The organism is Streptomyces sp. NBC_00154 (assembly GCF_026342835.1).
Taxonomy (GTDB): Bacteria; Actinomycetota; Actinomycetes; order Streptomycetales; family Streptomycetaceae; genus Streptomyces.
The window spans coordinates 2,192,242-2,214,193 of sequence record NZ_JAPEMI010000001.1; the positions used below are offsets into that span (position 1 = coordinate 2,192,242).

Below are 21,952 nucleotides of genomic sequence, written 5' to 3' on the forward strand. Positions count from 1 at the left end.
CACGCTACGTCCTTCGCGGGGGCCACGTCCATGACTTGTACAACCCGCAACATTTCACGGACACCGTGCGGTGTGACAGAAAACGCAGTCGCGGCGCTGAGATGAGTACGGGGTCGCCATGTGGCCCCGCGGAAGACGACCGGGGCCTCTCCTGTGGGGGGTGGCGGCCCCGGTCGTCGTTCCATCCCCCCGCTTTGACCAGGCAATACCCAGGGCGAGGGCTTCTGCATGACCAACCGTGCTCAACGCATCCTGGCGTTCACCCGATCCTGGTACCACGGGCAGGTTCGATGGAAACACCCGCCACCTTGTCGTTCTCGATCCTGACGGCGAGAACGTCCGCACCATCCAGCCCCCCTCCGCGGACCGATACGGCGGCCCGCTCGAAGGTGGCGTCAACCTCGCGGATGTAGCCGTAGGCGATGTGGTAGATGGCGAACGAGCCGGTGCCCGCTCTCGCAGTAGCGGCCGGTCACGCTGAACTGCGGCTTGGGGTAATCCGGTTGGGCGTTGGGTCAATTCGAACGCAACCGAGCTGCCGTCCGCCGCGGTCAGCACCGGGTTCTCCCGGCACATGCGCACCACCCGCCGCCGGACCATGAGCGCCTGCCGGCATGTCCTCCGGGACAGCGAGAAACACGCCGGCCGGGTCAGTCGTGGATCGCCCCGATGACGCCTCCGCCGACGCGATCGCGTCCCCGTTGATCGCCAAGCTCAGCGGGGACGCCAGGTCGGCCCCTCGGCGACTTCCTCGCAACAGGGGATAAAGTGGACAGTCCGGGTTGAGTAGTGCTAGCTACCCCGCGGACATAGAGGTGATTGGGAGACGTTCCGTGAGCCGCGATCGCCATGCGAACGACAGCGGACCGGGGAAACTGGTCGGGCGTCGACAGGACCTCGAGCGGCTCGACGAGCTTCTTGACCCCACGGCAGACGTCCCGGGGGCGTTGCTGCTGTCGGGTGAGCCCGGGGTGGGTAAGACCGCCTTGCTGAACGCGGTCGCCCAGCGCGCCTCGGCGGCCGGTGCCCGGGTCCTCCGGGCGGCGGGCGCGGAATTCGAGGCCGATATGACGTACTCCGGTCTGAATCAGATTCTTTTTCTCCTTCACGAGGAGATCGAGGCGCTCGACGACGTGTACCGCGAGGCGCTGCGGGTGGCCCTGGGGTTTACCACCGGCCGGGCACCTGAAGGGCTTGTCGTCGCCAACGCCACTCTGGCCCTGTTGCGTCGCGCGGCCTCGTCGCAGCCGTTGTTGCTGATCGTGGACGACCTACCCTGGATCGACCGGGCCAGCGCGGTGGTCCTCGGCTTTGTGGCCCGCCGCCTCACCGGTAGCCGCATCACTGTGCTGGCCGCGGCCCGCAGAGGACACCACAGCTTCTTCGACGGCGGCAGCCTGCCCGAGCACGAGGTCCTGCCGCTGGACGACGAATCAGCACGCCAGCTGGTCGGCACCCGTCATCCGGGCCTGGTCGGGGGCGTGATGGACAGGATCATCACCGCCGCCCACGGCAATCCGCTCGCCCTGCTCGAACTGCCCACCGCCTTGACCGGACCCCAGCGTGCCGCACTGGAACGCCTCCCCGATGTGCTGCCGTTGAGCCGACGTCTCGAAGCCCTCTACGTCTCACGCGTGGCCGATCTGCCCGCAGCCTCGCGCCGCCTCCTGTTGGTGGCGGCGCTCGACGGAACCGGGGATCTGGCCGTCCTGCAGCTCGCGGGACATCACCCCCTGGTCGCAGCCACACTGGTGGATTTCGGCCCCGCCGAACACGATGACCTGGTCCGCATCGACGAGAGCGACCATCGGCTGCACTTCCGGCATCCGTTGATCCGCTCTGCGATCGTCGAGGCCTCCACCACCGCGGAGCGCCGAGCGTCGCACCGCGTCCTCGCCGAGGTGCTGAAGGACCAACTTGAGCGCCGTGCCTGGCACTTGGGCGAGGCATCGGTGGAACCCGACGAGGAGGTCGCGGCCCTCCTCGAACGCAGCGCCCACCGGGTCATCGCTCGCGGAGACTCGGTCGCCGCGATCCGGGCTCTCACCCGCGCAGGACACCTGAGCCCCGAAGCGCCCGACCGCGCCCGCCGGCTCGCCCGGGCGGCCTTCATCGGCGCCGACGCCACCGGTGAACTGGTCAGCGCCTCCCATCTCCTCGAAGGCGCCCGCCAGGCAGGTTCCGAGGATCACGCTTCGCTGTACTCGGCGGCTACCGCGGTTCATCTGATACTCAACAGCACAGGTGACATCGACTTGGCGCACCATGTGATCGTGAGCGCCCTCGAAGAAGCGATGCGCCGAGAGGGTGCCTACGATCCCGCGATGGACGAAGCCCTTTATGTGCTGTTGCTGGTGTGCCACTTCAGCGGCCGGGGGGAACTGTGGGAAGCGTTTAACGCGCTCATGAAAGAGTTGCCCGAGGTGCCTCCAGTGATGACGGTGACCGCGGCAACACTCGGCGATCCCGCACGGGCCGATGCCGCCGCGCTGCGCGGCCTGGACGACATGCTCACCGGGCTGGCCCTTGAGACCGATCCGACGAAGATCGTCCGGGTCAGTACCGCGTGCGTCTACGTCGACAGACTGCCCTCCGCGCGCGACGCGTCCTGGGGGATCCTGCGCCACGGACGGGCCGCAGGTCTGCCGATCAAACAGCTCGGTGTTCTTCCGGTTCTCTGTCAGGACGCGTTCAATACCGGCCGGTGGGACGAGGTGATCACCCTGGCCGATGAAGGACTCGACCTGAGGGAACAGGTCAACTACCCCATGTACACCTGGTACTTCCGGTACGAGAAAGCCCTGGTGGCGGCGGTACGCGGGGACATCGGTTCCGCAACCGAGACAGCCGACGCGATGACCTCGTGGGCCGTCTCCCGCGGCGCAGGTCTGGCGCTGAACGGTGCCGAACACCTCCGGGTGTTGTCCGGAATCACGGAGGGGGACTTCGAAAGCGCCTATCGGCATGCGGCGGCCATCAGCCCGGCCGGCACGCTCGCGCGCTATGTCCCCCATGCGATGTGGGTGGTGATGGACCTGGTGGAAGCCGCTGTGCGCACCGATCGGCTTGCAGCGGCGACAGCCCACGTGCGGGCCGCTCAGGAAGCGGGGATCGCGGACATCTCGCCACGCCTCGCCCTGCTCGTCGGCGGTGCCGCAGCCCTGGCGGCCCCGGCGGACGACAAGGCGATAGCGCTCTACCATCAGGCTCTGTCCCTCCCGGGCATCGAGCTGTGGCCCTTCGAGCGGGCGCGGGTGACGCTCGCCCACGGCGAACGGCTACGGAAAGCGAAAATGACCAGCGCCGCCAGAAAGGCGCTGGTGACGGCACTGGAAACCTTCGAAGAACTCGAGGCGCGTCCGTGGGCCGACCGGGCCAGACGCGAGCTCAAGGCGGCCGGATGGACGTTTGGGCGTGGACCGGGCACCACCAGGCTCACACCACAGGAATGGGAGATCGCTCACCTCGCCGCCTCCGGACTCACCAACAAACAAATTGCCTACAAGCTCCAACTCTCCCACCGCACCGTGAGCGGCCACCTCTACCAAGCGTTTCCCAAACTCGGCATCACCTCCCGCGCAGCCCTACGCGACGCCCTGGCAAACCTGGACCAGCGATAAGCCACGTCATGCCGCTTCCAGGGCGAGGTGCTCGACGCGGCGAGCGGCGGCTGACTCCTCGGTTGTGTCGCCTCCCACCCACCGATCAGGACAGACACCCGTCGGCCCGCCCGTGCGGGCAGCGGTTGTGGTGGACGGCCACCCCCCGCGCGGCGCGATGTGCGCCGACGGCCGCTGCGTCCACCTGATCTCCGCTCTGCGCGACCGCGGCCTGCGCCATCACGAGCGGGACGTGACAACCCGGCCGTTGCCCGCCCTCGGACTCACGTGATCATTCCGCACCGATCGCGAGGACGACGGAGCCTGGGGGGAAGGGGCCTCAACCCGGTCTGCCCGGACCGATCCGTTATCTCTACCTGGGTTGCCTCGTCAGGTCATCTGACTGAGGCCATGGGATGGGCCCCGCTGGCATGCTCGCCTGGCGGCCGTGGTCCGTTCCTCATTTCCGGTCGGCCGTAACTTCTGGAGCGGAGGCGCCAGGGCTCCGCCGCACCCCGACCTGTCTGCCACAAAACCTCAAAGAGTAATGATCCACCCAGCAGTCATTTGTTCGAATTTGTTCCAGGAGCACGCCTGATGAAAATCGGAATCGGCCTTCCCAACCAGGTACGCAACGTGCGGCCCGCGGTCATTCCCGAGTGGGCCAGGCGCTCCGAGGAGGCCGGGTTCTCTTCGCTCGGCACCGTCGGCCGCATCGCCTACCCGGGTGTCATGGACACCGTGGCACTGGCGGCCTCCGCCGGTGCCACGGCCACCATCGGCCTCATCAGCAACGTCCTGCTCGGCCCGGTGTGGCCCGCGGTGATGCTGGCGAAGGAGGCCGCCAGCATCGACGGAGTCTCCGGCAGTCGGCTGACCCTCGGTCTCGGGCTGGGTGGTCGCCCGGACGACTTCGTCGTCGACGGCCTTGGCCCCCGTGGCACTGGGGCACGCCTCGACAGGGATCTCCGGACTTACCGGAGCATCTGGCGTGGCAAGGCCGTCCCCGGCAGCGACAACCCCGCGGTGAGCGCGGGAAGCCGGGAGGTGCCGATCCTGTTCGGCGGCGCGACCCAGGCGTCATTCGAGCGCGTGGCCCGTTCGGGCGAGGGCTACATCGGCCCTTCGGCCCCCGCCTCCATGATCGCCCCCGCGTTCGACGCCGTCAGGGCGGCCTGGGCGGCGGCGGGACGCCCCGGATCACCCCGTCTGGTCGCCATCGCTTACTTCACCCTCGCCGACGCCGACGCGGGCCGCGCCAACGTCCATGACTACTACAGCGCGATCGGCCCGGAGACCGCCGACTTCATCTCCAGCGGAGTCAGCGCAGGGGCGGAGGCGGTCAAGGCGACGGTGGAGTCCTTCACGGAGATCGGCGCCGATGAACTGATCTTCAATCCGGCACTCGACGACATCGGCGAAGTCGAACGACTGGCCGAGATCGTTCTGTAACACCTGGCCTGCTGGCCGTCTCGCGTCACTCCTCACCGCCGAGGGGCCACAACCGCCCCACCTGTGCCGGCCCGTGGGCCGGGCACCGGACAAATGGCGGCGCACTACCGAGGAGCGGCACAGCGGCCCCCGACTTCGCCGGGCACCCGGCGAATCCCGTCGACGATGACGGTTCCGCACCCCACGGGCTTTCCGCCCGTACACAACGTCATGCCCGGTCGCCGACACCAGCCGCATTCCGTGACTGGATCTGCGGCTGCGATACAAGGAAGAGACAATGGCTGCACTCGTCAACGAACCCATGGCCGATACGCGCGACATGTACATGGCGCACAGAGCGCTACGCCGAGAATTCCGGCTGCTTCCCGGCCTCATCCGGTCCGTCGCGCCGGGTGACACCCGGCGCGTGGAGGTCGTCGGTGCCCACGCGGCGCTGGTGTGCGCCGTCCTGCACCAACACCACGAGGGCGAGGACCTGTTGCTGTGGCCCAAGCTCATGGCGCGCGGGGGTGCCGAGGCGGCAGCCATCGTGCCGACAATGGAGCAGCAGCATCACGCCATCGAGGACGGGTACACAGAGGTCACCGGGCTGCTGGACGGCTGGCGCTCCACCGGGCAGGGCGGCGAAGAACTCGCCGATGCGTTCGAGAGGCTGACGACTGCCCTCGTGGAGCACACGGCGCTGGAGGAGAAGGAGATCCTGCCGCTGACCGAGAAGCACCTGACCGCGAAGGAGTGGCACCAACTCGGCGAGCACGGAAAGGCGGTCACCCCGAGGAACGTCATGGCGCTCGTCTTCGGAATGGCCATGTACGAGGGCGACCCCGAGGTCATCAAAGCCGTCCTCGCGACAACCCCACTGCCCGTTCGGCTGCTCGTCCCGGCCATCGGACGCCGCCAGTACGCGGCCCACGCCAAGCGGGTCCACGGCACGGCCACGCCCCCGCGCCTCGGCGCCTGAGACGGTCGCCGGTTGCGCGGGCTCCAACTCACCGAACGGGCGGAACGCAAGCCGACCGCGGTCGCGACTTCTAACCGACTCACCGTGTCGTGTCCTTCGGCCACCAGGGAAAGCACACCTCGGCCACTCCCCCAGAAATTGGACCATGAAGACCATCGCCGGCTCTACAGCACCCACGGATCGGTCCGGCGCCGGCTGCTCACGGTGACCCGCAAACTCGTCATGGACCGTCTGCGCAGCGTCCCTTCCCTCTACGAGACGGTAGGCGTGGAGAACCAGGACGTCGTTCAGCTCGACCACGCGGACGTGGTGCTCGCGTGGGTCGACGCCACCGCTCTGTCACGGCTGCTCTCCCTTGAACACCGCGAGGTCCTGGTGCACACCTGTCTGTGCGCCCGAACGGGTTCGATCACGCCGGCCCGCGCCCGCGCGCCCGCCGCGACGTCGCCGCACGGAGCACGCGCTGTCCCTCGGTCGAGACGTCAAGCACCTGGCGCAGCCCCGCCCCCGCAGACTCCGCCAGCATCTCCAGGATCCGGATCTGCCGGCGCACCTCCCCGGTGACCAGCGGCCCGGCCTCCGTCGGACCGTCCTCGCGGCAGCGCCGCAGCAGATCGTCCCCGGCAGCGGGTGTCGCGTCCTGCCCGAGGTGGACCTCCAGGGCCAGGAGGGAGCAGGCGTCCGCCCACGCCCGCAGCCCCGGATCCGTCCGCTCCGCAGGCGCTTCACCGAGCAGCTTCCGTATCGCCGGTATCGCCCCGTCCACCCCGGAGGGCACGTCGTTCAGCGCCGCGCGGGCCTCAGCCAGGCGGTCCGGCCATTCGTCGCCGTTGGCGCAGGCCGCCCAGAGCGGACGCAGGGGGTCGGGGTCGGCGCCCTCCGCGGGCTGCGGCAGGCATCGGTCGAGGCAGGCGGTTCCGCTCGCGACCAGTGCCCGCTCGTCCGCGGTGGCGATCAGTTCCAGCAGGCTCATCGGCTTCTCCCCCGTCGGCCTGTCCCCGTACGGGTCCGCACGGGGACGCGGCGCTTCCCGTTGCCGCATACCGCTTTCAGCGTCGAATGGCTCAAAATCGTCACTGCTGGAGTCTGAAATCGCACCCCAACGGGGGTTCGTCCCCCCGCTGAGCCTCAGCGGGTCCGTCCTCAGCTGAGCGGATACATGCCCAGCGCCGCCCGCTCCCCCTGCATCCGGGTCAGTTTGCGCACGAAGAGGATCGCGAACACCGCGGCCACGATGCCGAACGCATCGGCTGCCAACATCCGGCCGGCCGCGTCCATGACCTCCTGCGCCTCCTCTGCCTTCATGTACTGCTGGGAGGCGTACCGGGAGAAGAGCGACGAGCAGACCCATGCCCCCCACCACAGATTGACCGGGGCCACGGAAACCGTGCGCCAGCTGCCGTCGGTGTGGGTCTGGGCGCTCGCGGTCCAGATGCCGCCCGCGATCCGACGCGGCAGCCACAGATTGGCGACCGGGACGAACCAGGCGCCGACCGCCCATCCGGGCTTCATCTGCTGCATGCTCGCGTCGAACACCTCGGCGTTCAGCCGCACCCGCCGGAACCAGAGGATGAAGACGACGAAGGTGGCCAGCATCACCAGGAGTTGAAGGACCCCTGAGGCCGCATACAGGTTGTCGGCGCGATCCGCCTCGGCGTCGTCGAGCGTCGCCAGGCCGTTGTCCAGCGCATCGCCGAGCAGGCTGCGGATGTTCAGCCCAGCGAGCACGGCGAGCAGGTCGGCCGCGGCGGCGACCACGAGCAGGATGACGACGGCCTTCGCGAGCCCGTCGGGTGAGCGCAGCTGCTGTTGCGGCGACGCGAAGAACGGAGCCGCAGGCATCGGCGCCGACGCCCCGACAGGGCCGGCGCACAGGATGCAGAGCCCCTCCGCGGTGACCGGCGGTCTGATGCGGCAGGTTGAGCACAGCATGAAGTGGCCCCCCAGGGTTCTGAATCTTTCACAAGAACGCGCGTCTCCACCCCCGGAGCGCGCGGCAAGCGGAATGTAGCCCCGGCCCACCGTGATGTCCATCGAGATCCGGTACGGCCCACTCAGCCCGACTTGTCGATCGTCCCGGCGAGCGCCTGGAACTGACTCCAGCTCAGCGCCGGCTTCCTCGGATCCCAGAGTTTCTGGGCCGTGGCCCGTAGCGGCATCCGGATCCCCGCCGCCACCTGCGCCGGCGTCTGTGCCTGTGGCAGGTCGCCCCAGACCGCGAACCGGCCGCCCAGGATCTGGCCCGAATAACGGGCCGGGACCGGCTGGGTGCCGCGCAGGACGAGCGGCGTCCACAGCTCGTAGATCCGCTTACCCGTCGGGTAGACGAACTGATTGGGCTGGCCGAGCACGTAGTAGAGGAACTCGTCGTTGAGGTTCACCACCCGGCGACCCTCGCTCAGGTACTCCTCCGGCGGCCGTGCGCCGTACTCCTTGCCCGTCCAGTACTCGACCTCGATGCCCTTGTCGGCCCGGACGATGCCGCCGCGGAAGAAGCCGTCGTTCCAGGCCTTCGGCTGCAGGCCGTGCGGGCGCACCACCGCCGCCCGGTCGTTGAGCCATCCGGTGGCGAGGTCCTTGATGCCGGCCGCCGCGCCGTACTTCAGCTGGGCGGCACGCTGCAGCTGCGGGTACGAGGCGGCGGGGTTCTGGACCGTCAGCGCGCGGTATTCGTCACCGCCGAGATGCCAGTACCTGCCGCCGAAGAGATCCGCGAACTCGCCGATCAGCTGGTCGATGAGTTTCGCCGCGTCGGGACGGGAGATGTCGATCGACCCGGTCGAGGCCACGCCCGCCGTGTTGCGCAGCTGGAGTTCGGGGTGGGCGCGCAGGACGGCGCCGAGATGGCCCGGGGAGTCGATCTCGGGGACCACATCGATGTGCAGCCGGCCTGCGAGGGCGAGGATCTGACGGACCTCCGCCTTGGTGAGATGTTCGGGCGACACCACCTCGGGGTGGGTGTCCGACTGGATCCGGAATGCCTGGTCGTCGGAGAAGTGCAGGCCCAACTGGTTGAGCTTGAGGTCGGCCATCTCGCGCAGCCGGTCCTCGATCCAGCCCACGCTGTAGTACTTGCGCGCGATGTCGAGGTTGAGCCCGCGCTGCGACCGGTCGGGGCGGTCGCGCACCTCCCCCTCGGGCATGGTGCCGTCGGCGCGCAGCGCCTGTTTGAGGGTGCGGGTTCCGTAGAAGACGCCCGCCTGGTCGGGGCCGGTGATGGTGACCCGCCCGTCGTGGGTCCTCAGGGTGTACGACTCGGGGGCGCCCTTGCCGGGGGTTCCGAGGGCCAGCTCGACATCGCCCGCGCGGGCGGGGACGGCACCCCGGTAACTGATCTTCAGCTCCTTGGCGAGCAGCTGCGCCTCGTCCGCGAGTGCCCCGCTGCCGTCGCCGATCACGACGGCGCTGGTCGGCCCCGGCCGCCAGCCGGGGCCCCGGGCTGGGATGTGCTCACGTACGGCGGGGATGGTGCGGGGTGCGACGGAGAGCGGGTAGCTACGGGTCGGCGAAGGGGACGCGTGCGAGGGCGTGCTGGCCCCGGCCGTCCCCTCTTGGCGTCCGGTGTCGGACACTTCCGGCCAGACGACGACGGTGATCGTCACCGCGGCCGCCGCAGTGAGGGCAGCTCCGGCCACGAGCGCACCCCGTGAGAGCGACATCGTTCAGAAACCTCCGGTATAGGGGCAATAGGGCAAAAGCATGGAGATAGCCGGGCATTCTCCTCAGAGGTTCGTCCATCGGACGTTCCGAAACTCTCGCTTCCGGGTGATATTCGCGCATCCGTCGGACGGCCGTTACCCCGGCTCGCTAGCGTTGGATCACATTCATCTCTCCCTCACCCTGCATCCCCCTGGTCTCTCTCGTCCCACCACGCCAGGGTCACAGATGCCGATGATCCGAGGAGCCCACGCTGTCCAGGCCCAGCGAGTCCCACGCCGGCCTCCCCGAACCACCACCACAACACGACGTCCGGCCCGCCGTGCCCGTCCAGAACTGCCGTCCGGCCCCGGCCCGGGTCAGCGCCCCCTCCCGCGGCCTCGACCGGTTCAACACCGCATCGCCCGCCGCCGCCGAAGCCGCCCTGCTCGGCTGCTGCGGCAGCCACCGCTGGGCACAGCGGCTGGCCGCCCACCGTCCATTTCCCGATCTGGGCGCATTGCTCGCCGCCGCCGACGAGGCGGGATACGACCTGGACCCGGCCGATCTCGCCGAGGCACTCGCCGCCGAGGACTCCCCCGGATTGCACCACGCCGCACCCCCGTCCGCGCATCTCGCGCTGAGCGCCGCGCACGCCGCGTACGAGTGCCGCTTCGGCCATGTCTTCGTGATCTGCCTGGACGGCTTCCTGCCCTCCGAGCACCCGGACCAGGTGCTGGCCGGCATCCGGGCCAGGCTGGGCCACGACCTGGACGAGGAGCGGGTGGTCACGGCGGACGAGATGCGCAGACTGGCACGAGGCCGCATCATCGAGCTGATGACGGACAAGGACCCGGCGGACACGCCCTGAAAGCCGGACACCCCTAGCCCGTCCGTGCCTGTTTGATTGCCACTTTGATCACACCAGAGGCCCCCGCGCGAACGAACCGACAAACCGTCGCTACGATGGCCGGGGCCGGTGGACCGTACCCGGCCGGGTCAGACCGACAGTCAAGCCGGCCGACCCCAATCCCCGCTCCCGGAGGGTTCTTCCGTGCCGGCTGGAACGCTGTACCGCGGCCGGGAAGGCATGTGGTCCTGGGTGGCTCATCGAGTCACCGGTGTCCTCATTTTCTTCTTCCTGTTCGTACACGTCCTGGACACCGCTCTCGTCCGCGTCTCCCCCGAGGCCTACGACGACGTCGTGGCCACGTACAAGACGCCGATCGTCGCGCTCCTCGAATACGGCCTGGTGGCCGCCATTCTCTTCCACGCGCTGAACGGTCTCCGCATCGTCGCCGTGGACTTCTGGGCCAAGGGCCCGCGCTACCAGAAGCAGATGCTCTGGTCTGCCGTGGGTATCTGGGTCGTGCTGATGGTCGGGGCCCTGTACCCCGTCCTCGGCCACGCCGTACGCGAAGTCTTCGGGAGCTGAGGCCAATGTCCACCGAGTCCTCCGCCGCGATCGGCTCCGTCGAAGGCGTCAGCCTCTACGACGTCGACCACCCGGCCCCGGTCATCGAGCCCCCGCGCAAGCGGACGGGCAGGAGCCCCAAGGCTTCGCGCACCAACTTCGAGATGTACGCCTGGCTCTTCATGCGCCTGTCGGGCATCGTTCTTGTCGTCCTGGTCATCGGCCACCTGCTGATCCAGCTCGTGCTGGACGGCGGCGTCTCCAAGATCGGCTTCGCCTTCGTGGCGGGCCGCTGGGCCTCGCCGTTCTGGCAGGTCTGGGACCTGGCGATGCTGTGGCTGGCCATGCTCCACGGCGCCAACGGCCTCCGTACGGTCATCAACGACTACGCCGAACGGGACAACACCCGCTTCTGGCTGAAGATGCTCCTGTACACCGCCACGGTGTTCACCGTCCTGCTGGGCACGCTGGTGATCTTCACCTTCGACCCGAACATCCGCTAGGCGCCGGGCCAGAGGGACCAGAGGAAATCATGCAGATCCACAAGTACGACACCGTCATCGTCGGCGCCGGCGGCGCCGGCATGCGCGCGGCCATCGAGTCGACGAAGCGCAGCCGTACCGCCGTGCTCACGAAGCTGTACCCGACCCGCTCCCACACGGGCGCCGCGCAGGGCGGCATGGCCGCCGCGCTCGCCAACGTGGAAGAGGACAACTGGGAGTGGCACACCTTCGACACGATCAAGGGTGGCGACTACCTGGTCGACCAGGACGCCGCCGAGATCCTGGCGAAGGAGGCCATCGACTCCGTTCTCGACCTGGAGAAGATGGGCCTGCCGTTCAACCGCACGCCCGAGGGCAAGATCGACCAGCGTCGCTTCGGCGGCCACAGCCGTAACCACGGCGAGGCCCCGGTCCGCCGGTCCTGCTACGCCTCGGACCGCACCGGCCACATGATCCTCCAGACGCTGTACCAGAACTGCGTCAAGGAGGGCGTGGAGTTCTTCAACGAGTTCTACGTCCTGGACCTGCTGCTGCAGGAGGACCCCGAGACCGGGCTGAAGAAGTCCGCGGGCGTCGTCGCGTACGAGCTGGCGACCGGCGAGATCCACGTCTTCCAGGCGAAGGCGATCATCTTCGCCTCCGGCGGCACCGGCAAGTTCTTCAAGGTGACGTCGAACGCCCACACCCTGACCGGTGACGGCCAGGCCGCCGCGTACCGCCGCGGTCTGCCGCTGGAGGACATGGAGTTCTTCCAGTTCCACCCGACGGGCATCTGGCGCATGGGCATCCTGCTGACGGAGGGCGCCCGTGGTGAGGGCGGCATCCTCCGCAACAAGGACGGCGAGCGCTTCATGGAGAAGTACGCGCCCGTCATGAAGGACCTCGCGTCCCGTGACGTCGTGTCCCGCTCCATCTACACGGAGATCCGTGAGGGCCGCGGCTGCGGTCCCGAGGGCGACCACGTCTACCTCGACCTCACGCACCTGCCGCCGGAGCAGCTGGACGCGAAGCTCCCGGACATCACCGAGTTCGCGCGTACGTACCTCGGCATCGAGCCCTACACGGACCCGATCCCGATCCAGCCGACCGCGCACTACGCCATGGGCGGCATCCCGACCAACGTCCAGGGCGAGGTGCTGGCCGACAACACCACCGTCGTCCCGGGCCTGTACGCCGCCGGCGAGGTCGCGTGTGTCTCCGTGCACGGCGCCAACCGTCTCGGCACCAACTCGCTGCTCGACATCAACGTCTTCGGACGCCGGTCGGGCATCGCCGCCGCCGAGTACTCCGCGAAGAACGACTTCGTCGAGCTTCCCGAGAACCCGGCGCAGCTGGTCATCGACCAGGTCGAGCGGCTGCGCAATTCGACGGGCACCGAGCGGGTCGCGACGCTCCGTCTGGAGCTGCAGGAGTGCATGGACGCCAATGTGATGGTGTTCCGTACCGAGCAGACCATCAAGACGGCCGTCGACAAGATCGCCGAGCTGCGCAAGCGCTACCTGAACGTGTCCATCCAGGACAAGGGCAAGCGGTTCAACACGGACCTCCTGGAGGCCATCGAGCTGGGCAACCTGCTCGACCTGGCCGAGGTCATGGCGACCTCCGCGCTGGCCCGCAAGGAGTCCCGCGGCGGTCACTACCGCGAGGACTACCCGAACCGCGACGACGTCAACTTCATGCGCCACACCATGGCGTACCGCGAGGTCGCCGACGACGGCACCGAGTCGATCCGGCTCGACTACAAGCCGGTCGTCCAGACCCGCTACCAGCCGATGGAGCGTAAGTACTGATGGCAACCCCGACTTTGGACAAGGTGGAGGCGGAGTCCGCCGCCTCCCCGTACATCACGGTCACCTTCCGGATCCGCCGCTTCAACCCCGAGGTCTCCGACGAGGCCCAGTGGCAGGACTTCCAGATCGAGATCGACCCGAAGGAGCGTGTTCTCGACGCCCTTCACAAGATCAAGTGGGATGTCGACGGCACGCTGACGTTCCGTCGCTCCTGCGCGCACGGCATCTGCGGCTCCGACGCGATGCGGATCAACGGCAAGAACAGGCTCGCCTGCAAGACGCTGATCAAGGACATCAACCCGGAGAAGCCGATCACGGTCGAGGCCATAAAGGGCCTCACGGTCCTCAAGGACCTCGTGGTCGACATGGACCCGTTCTTCCAGGCCTACCGCGATGTCATGCCGTTCCTCATCACCAAGGGGAACGAGCCGACGCGCGAGCGTCTGCAGTCCGCCGAGGACCGCGAGCGGTTCGACGACACCACCAAGTGCATCCTGTGCGCCGCGTGCACCTCGTCGTGCCCGGTCTTCTGGAACGACGGCCAGTACTTCGGCCCGGCGGCGATCGTCAACGCGCACCGCTTCATCTTCGACTCGCGTGACGAGGGCGGCGAGCAGCGCCTGGAGATCCTCAACGACCGTGACGGTGTGTGGCGTTGCCGCACCACCTTCAACTGCACGGACGCGTGCCCGCGTGGCATCGAGGTCACCAAGGCGATCCAGGAAGTGAAGCGCGCCCTGATCACGCGCCGCTTCTGACCCTTCCGCTACGCCGGTTGCACTGGAGGCCCCGTTTTCCCGCGCCAACGCCGCGGGAAGCGGGGCCTCTTGCTGCGCTCTTCGGGGCTTGACGGTACGGTCGTGCGGAACCGTACACCGGTTCGCCGCCCCCGGCGCAGCAAGGCGCGGGGCGCACAAGCTTGATCGAGAGCGGGGAACGTTGAGCGATCCGAATCCGTACGCGGACGACTCAGGCAAGTGGGGACCTCCTCAGCAGCCGGGCAATCCGCCCACCGTCCCGGACGCCCAGGGGTACGGCTACCCGGGTGCGGGCACGCCGGGCCCGGGCACGCCGACGTACGGCTACCCGCAGCAGCTGCCCGACCCCGCGGCCCAGCAGGGCCCCGGTTACGGCTACCCGAACGCGAACCAGCCGCCCCTGCCCGGTTACGGCTTCCCGCCGCAGCAGGGCCCGGGGGCCGGCGGCGGTGCGCCGATGCTGTCGTTCGGCGACATCACCGTCATGAACGACTCGATCGTGACGCCGTCCGGCACGATGCCCCTCAAGGGCGCGGTGTGGACGGCCACCGACATGTCGCGCACCGAGGAGAAGATCCCGACGGTCGCGATCGTGCTCGCGATCATCTTCGCCCTGCTCTGTCTGATCGGGCTGCTCTTCCTCCTGATGAAGGAGAAGAGGACGACCGGCTTCATCCAGGTCTCGGTGACCAGCGGCGGCCGGCACCATTCGACGATGATCGCGGCGACGGGCCCGGAGACCTTTCAGATGGTGATGGCCCAGATCAACACGGCTCGTTCGCTGAGCATCTGACGACCAGTGGCCGGACGGCGGAACGGGGGGCGGGGCCGGGCGCCGGCAACGCCCCTCCCGGCGTTGCGGAGCAGGGCCGTTCAGGCAGTGCGGGCCCCGGCGGCACTCAGTCCCACGGGGCGCCGTCCCGGTCCTCCGCGACGACCATGATGCGCCGCAACATGTCGTTGAGCAGGGCGCGTTCGTCCCGGTCGAGGACGCCGAGCAGCCGGTACTCCTCGTGGCCGAGGAAGTCCATCGCGCCGAGCCAGGTCGAGCGGCCCTCCTCGGTGAGCTCCACGTTGACCCGCCGCCTGTCCGTGGTCGACGGCGTACGGCGGACGAAGCCGCGCCGTTCGAGCGCGTCCAGCCGGCCGGTGACGGATGCGGGGGCCAGGTCGAGGTCGGCGGCGAGCTCGGAGGGGGCCGCCCTTCCGCCGCGTCCGGCGAGCTTGTGGAGCGTGTCGAACTCCTGGCGGTCCAGATCGAAGTCGACCAGGGACTGTTCGCGTACCCGGCGCAGATGGACGGAGAGCTTCTTCATACGGGTCACCGCACCCTCGACATCGGGATCGAGGTCGGGAAGCACCGGCTTCCACCGCTCCACATGTCCGTCAGTCCAGTCGCTTCGCTCCATGAGAAAAGGGTACGCCCGGAGCCTCGACATACTTCGGTACCAGATATTTCGTTGACGAATAGTTCGACACCGAAATAGATTCCTGCACATGTCGCATCCCTTGCGCACGCGCGCTTTCCGCCTGCTCTTCATCGGACGCACTCTCTCCCTCCTCGGCGACGCCGCCATCCCCACCGCACTCTCGCTCGCCGTCTATCTGGCCACCGGCTCGACCGCCGCCCTCGCCCTGGTCCTGGCGTGCGCGATGGTGCCCAAGCTGATCCTGCTGCCGCTCGGCGGCGTCGTCGGCGACCGCTTCAACGCCCGTACGGTCGCGCTCACCACCGATCTCGTACGGTGCGCGACCTAGCTCTTCGTCGGGCTGGAGCTGCTCGGCGGAGCACCCCAGCTGTGGCAGATCGCCGTTGCCGAGGCGATCGGCGGGGCGGCGAGCGCGTTCGCCATGCCGACCGCGTCGCCGCTGATCATCGGCACCGTGGAAGGGCCGGGACTCCTGCGCGCCAACTCCCTGATGGCCGTCGTGAACAGTGCGACCCGGGTGGCCGGCCCCGCCCTCGGGGGAACCCTGATCCTCACCGCCGGTCCGGGCTGGGCCTTCGTGCTGGACGGCGCGAGCTTCGCGGTGAGCGCCGCACTGCTGTCCGCCACCAAGGTCCGGCACGTGCCGATCCCGCGCCGATCGGTGCTCAGCGACCTCAAGGAGGGCTGGAGCGAGGTCCGCAGCCGCGACTGGTACTGGACGAGCCTGATCGCCCACGCCGCCTGGAACGGCGCGGCGGCCGTGCTGATGACCCTGGGCCCGGCCCTCGCCGTACGGGAGATGGGCGGCAAGACCGTCTGGATCGCCCTGCTCCAGACCGGTGCGATCGGTCTGCTGCTCGGCTCACTGCTGGCCGGCCGCGCCCGCCCGCGCCGCCCGGTCCTGGTCGCCAACCTGGGACTCGCCACCTACGCGCTCCCGCTCGGCCTTCTCGCGGCGGGCGCGCCGGCTGCACTGACCATCGCCGCGTACGGCATCGCACAGGCGGGCCTCGGCTTCCTCGGCCCGGTCTGGGAGACCTCGGTCCAGTCCGCGGTGCCCGCGCACGCACTGGCCCGCGTGACGTCGTACGACTGGCTGCTCTCCCTCGCCGCGATGCCGCTCGGCTACGCCCTGGCCCCGCTCGCCGCCTCGGCCTGGGGGGCCGAAGTCCCGCTCGCCGTAGCCGCGGTGGCGGTCGGCGCAGCCTGTCTGGCGACCGCGGCGATACCGGGCGTACGGCACTTCAGGGCGCCGGCCACGAAGTCCGGGACCACGCGGAAGGACCACCCCGGAGTACCGGCTTGAACATGTTCAAATACAGGTCTACAGTCCATGACAACAGCTTTTGAACGCGTTCAAGGGAGGGTGGGGCATGGACCTCACTGTTGTCGCGTACGTCATCTACCTGCTGATCAGCGTGGCGCTCACCGTCTGGGTCGCCCGCACACTGAGCCGCAACGGCAAGGTCTTCCTCGCCGACGTCCTGCACGGAAACGAAAAGCTCGCCGACGCCGTCAACCACCTGCTGGTGGTCGGCTTCTACCTGGTCAACCTGGGCTTCGTCACCCTCTACCTGAAGAGCTCCGACGGGGTCGCCGACGCCCGCGGGCTCTTCGAGGCACTCTCGGTGAAGGTCGGCGTCGTCCTGCTCGTCCTCGGAGTGATGCACCTCGGAAACGTCTACGTACTCAACAAGATCCGCCGCCGCGGTCTGATGGAGCGCGAGCAGACCCCGCCCGTACCGCCGCAGGGCTGGACGGGCCCCACCGGCCAGGGCCCGTGGGCCGCACCCGCCACCGGCCGGTGACCGGTCAGGTCACGGCCCCGTTCGACGGGCGGCTGACGCCCGTCGAACGGCTCACCGTGCTCTACGACGCGCGGTGCTCGCTCTGCATCCATGTGCGGCACTGGCTGATGAAGCAGCGTCAGCTCGTCCCGCTCGATCTCGTCCCGGCGGCCTCCGAGGAGGCGCGGCGCCGCTTCCCCGGACTCGACCACGCGGAGACGCTCTCCGAGATCACCGTGATCGGCGACCGGGGGCAGATCTACCGCGGGACCTCCGCCTGGATCGTCTGTCTCTGGGCGCTGGCCGAACACCGGCCCAAGGCCCACTGGCTTGCCACCCCGGCGGGCCTGCCGTTCGCCCGGGCATCGGTGCTGGCCGCCGCGAAGTACCGGTCGGTGACGGCCGCCCCCTGCGGGCCCGGGGACGAGGCCTGCCAGGTCCCGGACCTCGAAGGCTAGGGGCGCATCCACCGGTCCGGGCGGATACCCTCGGGGCGTGGTGAAGGAAGTGAAGGACGTGAAGGAAGTCAAGGCTCCCAAGAGCGAGCAGACCCGCACACTCATCCTCGAAACGGCGCTCCGGCTCTTCGAGGAACGCGGTTACGACAAGACGACGATGCGGGCCATCGCGCAGGAGGCCGGGGTTTCCGTCGGAAACGCCTACTACTACTTCGCCGGCAAGGAACACCTCGTCCAGGGTTTCTACGACCGGCTCGCCGCCGAGCACGAGGCGGCGGTCCAGCCGGTCCTGGCCGGCGACAAGGACCTGGCCGTGCGCATCCGCGGGGTGCTGCTCAGCTGGCTCGACGTGGCCGAGCCGTACCACCGCTTCGCCGCCCAGTTCTTCAAGAACGCCGCCGACCCGGAAAGCCCCCTCTCCCCGTTCTCGAAGGAGTCGGTCGCAGCCCGGGAGGCGGCGATCTCCATTCACGAACGGTGCCTGGTCGGCTCCAGCACCAAGACCGACCCCGACATGGCGGAAGAGCTGCCGCAGTTGATGTGGCTGATACAGATGGGTCTGGTGCTGTTCTGGGTGTACGACCGGACGGAGGGCGCCGAGCGCAGCCGCCGTCTCGTCGAACGCACCGCCCCGATCGGCGCACGAGCGATCGCGCTCTCCCGGTTCCGGGTGCTGCGACCGCTCGTGCGTCAGGTCCACGACGTACTGTCGGAGTTCCTGCCCGGGACGACGGCCGGGCAACCGGCCGCGGAACCCGGGACTAGATCCAGTTGAGTTCCCACAGCCGCCAGATGCCCGTGCCGTCCGACAGGTACTGCGAGCCGGAGACTTCGGTCGTGCTGACGACGTAGTCCTTCTTCTGCCACAGCGGTACCAGTGGCACGTCCTCGCCGACCAGGGCCTGAAGGTCCTTGAAGTCCCCCGCGGTACGGCTGCGGTCGCTGTACTGCAGCGTGGCCGAGATGAGCTGGTCCATCCGCTTGCTGGTGTAGCCGTTGTGAAGGCTGGTGTCGCGGCCGACGAGCGGCTGGCTGAAGGTGTCGGGGTCCGGGTAGTCGGGCAGCCATCCGACGGTGTACGCGTCGTACTTGCCCGCCGCGTACCCCTTCTGGAACTCCTGCCATTCCACAGCCTTGACCGAGACCTTGAACAGTCCGTTCGCCTCCAGCTGACGGCGCAGCTCGGCGGTCTCCTTGGTGTACGCGTCGTCGGCGCGGTAGGCGAAGTTGATGTGAAGCGGGATCTGCACCCCGGCCTCCTCCATCAGCTTCCTGGCGCGCGCCGGGTCCGGCGTCGGGTAGTCGTCGAAGAACGGCGTGCTGTGCCCGATGTAGCCCTGCGGGATCAGCGAGTAGAGCGGCTCGACGGTGCCCTTGTAGACGTCGGTCACCAGCGGTCCGCGGTCGATGATCGACGCGATGGCCTGCCGGACCTTCTTGTTGGCGAGCGGGGCCCCGGGGCGCACGTTGAAGACCATGTTGCGGATCTCGGCGCTGTCCGCCTCGGTGATGTGCAGGTCGGGGTCGCCGGGGTCGAGGTCGGCGAGCGTGGCGGGCGGCAGCTGCCGGTGCGTCACATCGATCTGCCCGGACTTCCAGGCGGCCAGGAGATCGTCCGACTGCTTGTAGTAGCGGACGTCGACCGGGACCCCGGTCTCCTTCAGCGCGCCCTTGTACTTGGGGTTCGGGACCAGTTCGGCCTTGATGCCCGGCTCGTACGACTTCAGGATGTACGGCCCCGAACCGTCGACCAGGTTCCCGGTGCGGAGCTTGTCCGCCGGGTACTGGTCGCGGTCGACGATCGAACCGGCCCCGGTGGCGAGCTTCTGCGGGAAGGTCGCGTCACGCGAGGAGAGGTTGAAGGTGATCGTGCGGCCTTCGGACACCACGTTCTTCAGGCTGGGGAACAGCACCGAGGGGCCGACGTCCGTCTTGATCCTGATCATGCGCTCGATGGAGTACTCCACATCGGCGGCGGTGATCTTCCGGCCGCTGGCGAAGGTCAGATCGTCACGCAGCTTGCACTGGTACGTCTGCAGCTTCTGGCCGATGAACCCACAGCTCTCGGCAGCGTCCGGCTCGGGGACGATCGCCCCGGACTTGAACGTCATGAGGGACTGGTAGATATTGCTGTACATCGCCCAGGAACCGGCGTCGTAGGCGCCGGCGGGGTCGAGTGAGGTCACCTCGTCCGTCGTGCCGACCGTGATCGGATCCTTCTTCACCTCGTCAGAGGGAAGCAACTGCCAGGCGCCGACGCCTGCGATGACCAAAACCGCGAGAATCGCGAGAATCCGTACCCGGATCGACCGCATTGCCGTGCTCTCCCTTACCAGCCCCACCCGGGCAGATGTGCTCAGAAACGCACATCACCACATGCTCGAACTCACCCAATCACACGACTTTCACATCTGGAAGAGGAAATCCGCACCTCTTAGCCAATTCTTTGGCAGTTGAAACCTCCGGCGGGCCGAACGACCGAAAAGGTGGAGGTGCTGTGGGGTTGTGCGGGGGCCGCGACTACGCCTGTCGGGAGGCGAGCTGCACGACGGTGATGTCGGAGGGGGCGCCGACCCGCACCGGCGGACCCCAGGCGCCCGCGCCCCGCGAGACGTACAACTGGGTGTCGCCGTAGCGTTCGAGCCCGGCAACCGTCGGGTTGGCCAGTTCGGCGAGGTAGTTGCCCGGCCAGAGCTGGCCGCCGTGGGTGTGGCCGGAGAGCTGAAGGTCCACCCCGTGCGCGACCGCGTCGTCGATGACGACGGGCTGGTGGGCGAGGAGGACGGAGGCGCGGGTACGGTCCCGGTCGCCGAGGGCGCGCTCGAAATCGGGGCCTTGCCCCTCGCTCTCCCCGGCAATGTCGTTGACCCCGGCCAGGTCGAAGCCGTCCATCTCGACCCGTGCGTTCTCCAGTGGGTGAAGCCCCAATTCCCTTACGTGATCAACCCATTGGGCCGCACCGGAGAAGTACTCGTGATTTCCGGTGACGAAGAATGCCCCATGACGGGCAGTCAGGCCCGCCAGCGGTTCGGCAGCCGGCCCGAGGTCGGCGACGGTTCCGTCGACGAGATCACCGACGACAGCGATCAGATCGGGCTGGGTCCGGTTGATCGTGTCGACGATCCGCTGGGTGTGGGCGCGGCCCAGGATGGGGCCGAGATGGATGTCGCTGACGACGGCGATCCGGAAGCCGTGCGCGGACCGGGGCAGTTTGGCGAGCGGGACGGTGACCCGCTTGACACGCGGGCCGCGGAGCACGCCGTACGTGCCGTATCCGACGGTACCGAGCCCGGCGACGGCGGCAGCGCCCCCTACGGCCCGCGCCACGAACAGGCGACGGGACGGATGGGTGGCCGCCGATGGCGGGGCGGGGGCTTCGACGACCAGGGTGGCCGGGGCCGCAGGGGTCCTGCTCGCTGGCGCTTCAGCCGGAGATGAGCCCATATCAGCCGCATCGCTCCCGGCAATGGCACCGGTCCTGCCGGCCGCACTGCCATCCGCCGCGCGGCGCGCGAGCACCCACCGCAGAACCGGCCGCACCGCCTCGCCCACCAGCAGAGCCAGCGTCAGATACAGGAGCGCCGCCAGCCAGAGAAAGCCCGGCCAGGCCAGCGTCTGCTGCAGCCGGAACGGCGCGCCCGCACGCCCGGAGACCAGAGCGCCGATGCTCAGCAGCGGCAGCAGCCAGACCGCCACGGTGCCCGCCCGGCGCAGCGCGCTGCCCGGCGCCGTCGTGTCGCCGACAAAACGACGCCACACATAGCGGTGCACGCCGACCAGCAGCGCGAGGACCGCGACCGCCGCCAGAACGAAGACCAGTGCCACTTGCGCTCCCACTCCGGTTCCGCACGCCTGTGTTTCGTACGCCTATGTCCGGTCGCCGCGCGGCCGGTTATGCACGTTCGCGGCGCAGAGCCCTGAGTCCGCGCAACCCGATCACACCGACCGCCGTCCCCAGAAGAAAGGACGTGATGGCGAGCAGCAGATGCACCCAGAAGTACGCAGTCGGGTCACCCGCGTCGTCGAAGGCAAGTCCACTGCCGTCTTTCCATAGATTTTTGGCGAAAGTGACCCAAATGCACCAGCTCCACACCCCGAAGGCGAGCAGGAACCAGGAGACGGGACGGGTGAGCTTCATAAATCCAGTATCGCCACCGCGCTCCG

The 21,952-nt window shown here is 68.6% G+C and carries 19 protein-coding genes and 1 pseudogene; 13 read left to right on the forward strand and 7 right to left on the reverse strand.

Annotated features, from left to right (window positions below):
• The first annotated feature begins 833 nt into the window (after positions 1 to 833).
• The 3 genes from OHA03_RS09605 to OHA03_RS09615 all read left to right on the forward strand — a co-directional run bounded on the left by OHA03_RS09605 (position 834) and on the right by OHA03_RS09615 (position 6,012).
• Complete coding sequence (locus tag OHA03_RS09605) at positions 834 to 3,620, forward strand: LuxR family transcriptional regulator (RefSeq protein WP_267002741.1); 2,787 nt, start codon at positions 834 to 836, stop codon at positions 3,618 to 3,620.
• Between the two features lie 576 nt (positions 3,621 to 4,196).
• A complete protein-coding gene (locus OHA03_RS09610) occupies positions 4,197 to 5,051 on the forward strand; it encodes an LLM class flavin-dependent oxidoreductase (RefSeq protein WP_267002743.1) in 855 nt (284 codons plus the stop codon).
• Positions 5,052 to 5,328: 277 nt separating this feature from the next.
• Entirely contained in the window at positions 5,329 to 6,012 is a 684-nt protein-coding gene (locus OHA03_RS09615) for a hemerythrin domain-containing protein (RefSeq protein ID WP_267002745.1), read from the forward strand.
• Between the two features lie 409 nt (positions 6,013 to 6,421).
• Here the strand turns inward: OHA03_RS09615 and OHA03_RS09620 are convergent, their stop codons facing one another.
• The 3 genes from OHA03_RS09620 to OHA03_RS09630 form a co-directional block, all read right to left on the reverse strand.
• Entirely contained in the window at positions 6,422 to 6,985 is a 564-nt protein-coding gene (locus tag OHA03_RS09620; protein WP_267002747.1) for a hypothetical protein, read from the reverse strand.
• Positions 6,986 to 7,155: 170 nt separating this feature from the next.
• On the reverse strand, positions 7,156 to 8,046 hold the full coding sequence (locus OHA03_RS09625) for a DUF4328 domain-containing protein (RefSeq protein WP_323181189.1): 891 nt from the start codon (positions 8,044 to 8,046) through the stop codon (positions 7,156 to 7,158).
• A gap of 20 nt (positions 8,047 to 8,066) precedes the next feature.
• Positions 8,067 to 9,671 (reverse strand): family 20 glycosylhydrolase, encoded by a 1,605-nt coding sequence (locus tag OHA03_RS09630; RefSeq protein ID WP_267002749.1) that lies wholly within the window; start codon positions 9,669 to 9,671, stop codon positions 8,067 to 8,069.
• A 320-nt stretch (positions 9,672 to 9,991) separates the two neighbouring features.
• On the opposite strand from OHA03_RS09630, the gene OHA03_RS09635 reads away from it, so the two are divergent.
• The 6 genes from OHA03_RS09635 (at position 9,992) to OHA03_RS09660 (ending at position 14,906) form a co-directional block, all read left to right on the forward strand.
• Positions 9,992 to 10,519, forward strand: a complete 528-nt coding sequence (locus OHA03_RS09635; RefSeq protein WP_267002751.1) for a 2-oxo-4-hydroxy-4-carboxy-5-ureidoimidazoline decarboxylase — start codon at positions 9,992 to 9,994, stop codon at positions 10,517 to 10,519.
• Positions 10,520 to 10,702: 183 nt separating this feature from the next.
• On the forward strand, positions 10,703 to 11,083 hold the full coding sequence (gene sdhC / locus OHA03_RS09640) for a succinate dehydrogenase, cytochrome b556 subunit (protein WP_078852596.1): 381 nt from the start codon (positions 10,703 to 10,705) through the stop codon (positions 11,081 to 11,083).
• Between the two features lie 5 nt (positions 11,084 to 11,088).
• Positions 11,089 to 11,565 carry a succinate dehydrogenase hydrophobic membrane anchor subunit gene (locus OHA03_RS09645; RefSeq protein WP_267002755.1) on the forward strand — a complete coding sequence of 159 codons (477 nt, stop codon included), beginning with the start codon at positions 11,089 to 11,091 and terminating at the stop codon, positions 11,563 to 11,565.
• A gap of 29 nt (positions 11,566 to 11,594) precedes the next feature.
• Entirely contained in the window at positions 11,595 to 13,355 is a 1,761-nt protein-coding gene (sdhA, locus tag OHA03_RS09650; protein WP_267002757.1) for a succinate dehydrogenase flavoprotein subunit, read from the forward strand.
• Complete coding sequence (locus tag OHA03_RS09655; RefSeq protein ID WP_030914518.1) at positions 13,355 to 14,113, forward strand: succinate dehydrogenase iron-sulfur subunit; 759 nt, start codon at positions 13,355 to 13,357, stop codon at positions 14,111 to 14,113. The genes sdhA and OHA03_RS09655 overlap by 1 nt, the downstream gene beginning before the upstream one ends.
• A 181-nt stretch (positions 14,114 to 14,294) precedes the next feature.
• On the forward strand, positions 14,295 to 14,906 hold the full coding sequence (locus tag OHA03_RS09660; RefSeq protein WP_267002760.1) for a hypothetical protein: 612 nt from the start codon (positions 14,295 to 14,297) through the stop codon (positions 14,904 to 14,906).
• A 106-nt stretch (positions 14,907 to 15,012) separates the two neighbouring features.
• Here OHA03_RS09660 and OHA03_RS09665 read toward each other — a convergent pair whose 3' ends face one another.
• Positions 15,013 to 15,522: a MarR family winged helix-turn-helix transcriptional regulator gene (locus tag OHA03_RS09665; RefSeq protein WP_267002762.1), complete on the reverse strand. Its 510-nt coding sequence runs from the start codon at positions 15,520 to 15,522 to the stop codon at positions 15,013 to 15,015.
• 88 nt (positions 15,523 to 15,610) lie between these two features.
• Here OHA03_RS09665 and OHA03_RS09670 point away from each other — a divergent pair.
• The 4 genes and pseudogenes from OHA03_RS09670 (at position 15,611) to OHA03_RS09685 (ending at position 18,563) form a co-directional block, all read left to right on the forward strand.
• Positions 15,611 to 16,849: pseudogene (locus OHA03_RS09670) on the forward strand (MFS transporter).
• Positions 16,850 to 16,916: 67 nt separating this feature from the next.
• Complete coding sequence (locus OHA03_RS09675; protein WP_267002764.1) at positions 16,917 to 17,351, forward strand: hypothetical protein; 435 nt, start codon at positions 16,917 to 16,919, stop codon at positions 17,349 to 17,351.
• On the forward strand, positions 17,348 to 17,788 hold the full coding sequence (locus OHA03_RS09680; protein WP_267002766.1) for a thiol-disulfide oxidoreductase DCC family protein: 441 nt from the start codon (positions 17,348 to 17,350) through the stop codon (positions 17,786 to 17,788). The genes OHA03_RS09675 and OHA03_RS09680 overlap by 4 nt, the downstream gene beginning before the upstream one ends.
• A gap of 37 nt (positions 17,789 to 17,825) precedes the next feature.
• The gene (locus OHA03_RS09685; protein WP_267002768.1) at positions 17,826 to 18,563 is read left to right on the forward strand and encodes a TetR family transcriptional regulator; all 738 of its coding nucleotides are present in this window, start codon (positions 17,826 to 17,828) and stop codon (positions 18,561 to 18,563) included.
• Here OHA03_RS09685 and OHA03_RS09690 read toward each other — a convergent pair.
• From OHA03_RS09690 to OHA03_RS09700, 3 genes are all read right to left on the reverse strand, one after another.
• The gene (locus OHA03_RS09690) at positions 18,550 to 20,103 is read right to left on the reverse strand and encodes an ABC transporter substrate-binding protein (RefSeq protein ID WP_267002770.1); all 1,554 of its coding nucleotides are present in this window, start codon (positions 20,101 to 20,103) and stop codon (positions 18,550 to 18,552) included. The two genes, OHA03_RS09685 and OHA03_RS09690, sit on opposite strands and share 14 nt — an antisense overlap.
• Positions 20,104 to 20,308: 205 nt before the next feature.
• Positions 20,309 to 21,607, reverse strand: coding sequence for a metallophosphoesterase (locus OHA03_RS09695; protein ID WP_267007991.1), 1,299 nt, complete (start codon positions 21,605 to 21,607; stop codon positions 20,309 to 20,311).
• Positions 21,608 to 21,680: 73 nt separating this feature from the next.
• Positions 21,681 to 21,926 carry an SCO4848 family membrane protein gene (locus OHA03_RS09700; protein ID WP_030969050.1) on the reverse strand — a complete coding sequence of 82 codons (246 nt, stop codon included), beginning with the start codon at positions 21,924 to 21,926 and terminating at the stop codon, positions 21,681 to 21,683.
• Positions 21,927 to 21,952 lie beyond the last annotated feature (26 nt).

What these genes read in the sequence shown, in the direction of transcription:
- OHA03_RS09610 (WP_267002743.1), top strand. Translation starts at nt 4,197, where the DNA reads ATGAAAATCGGAATCGGCCTTCCCAACCAGGTACGCAACGTGCGGCCC.
- OHA03_RS09615 (WP_267002745.1), top strand. Translation starts at nt 5,329, where the DNA reads ATGGCTGCACTCGTCAACGAACCCATGGCCGATACGCGCGACATGTAC.
- OHA03_RS09620 (WP_267002747.1), bottom strand. Translation starts at nt 6,985, where the DNA reads ATGAGCCTGCTGGAACTGATCGCCACCGCGGACGAGCGGGCACTGGTC.
- OHA03_RS09625 (WP_323181189.1), bottom strand. Translation starts at nt 8,046, where the DNA reads ATGGACATCACGGTGGGCCGGGGCTACATTCCGCTTGCCGCGCGCTCC.
- OHA03_RS09630 (WP_267002749.1), bottom strand. Translation starts at nt 9,671, where the DNA reads ATGTCGCTCTCACGGGGTGCGCTCGTGGCCGGAGCTGCCCTCACTGCG.
- OHA03_RS09645 (WP_267002755.1), top strand. Translation starts at nt 11,089, where the DNA reads ATGTCCACCGAGTCCTCCGCCGCGATCGGCTCCGTCGAAGGCGTCAGC.
- sdhA (WP_267002757.1), top strand. Translation starts at nt 11,595, where the DNA reads ATGCAGATCCACAAGTACGACACCGTCATCGTCGGCGCCGGCGGCGCC.
- OHA03_RS09655 (WP_030914518.1), top strand. Translation starts at nt 13,355, where the DNA reads ATGGCAACCCCGACTTTGGACAAGGTGGAGGCGGAGTCCGCCGCCTCC.
- OHA03_RS09665 (WP_267002762.1), bottom strand. Translation starts at nt 15,522, where the DNA reads ATGGAGCGAAGCGACTGGACTGACGGACATGTGGAGCGGTGGAAGCCG.
- OHA03_RS09675 (WP_267002764.1), top strand. Translation starts at nt 16,917, where the DNA reads ATGGACCTCACTGTTGTCGCGTACGTCATCTACCTGCTGATCAGCGTG.
- OHA03_RS09690 (WP_267002770.1), bottom strand. Translation starts at nt 20,103, where the DNA reads ATGCGGTCGATCCGGGTACGGATTCTCGCGATTCTCGCGGTTTTGGTC.
- OHA03_RS09700 (WP_030969050.1), bottom strand. Translation starts at nt 21,926, where the DNA reads ATGAAGCTCACCCGTCCCGTCTCCTGGTTCCTGCTCGCCTTCGGGGTG.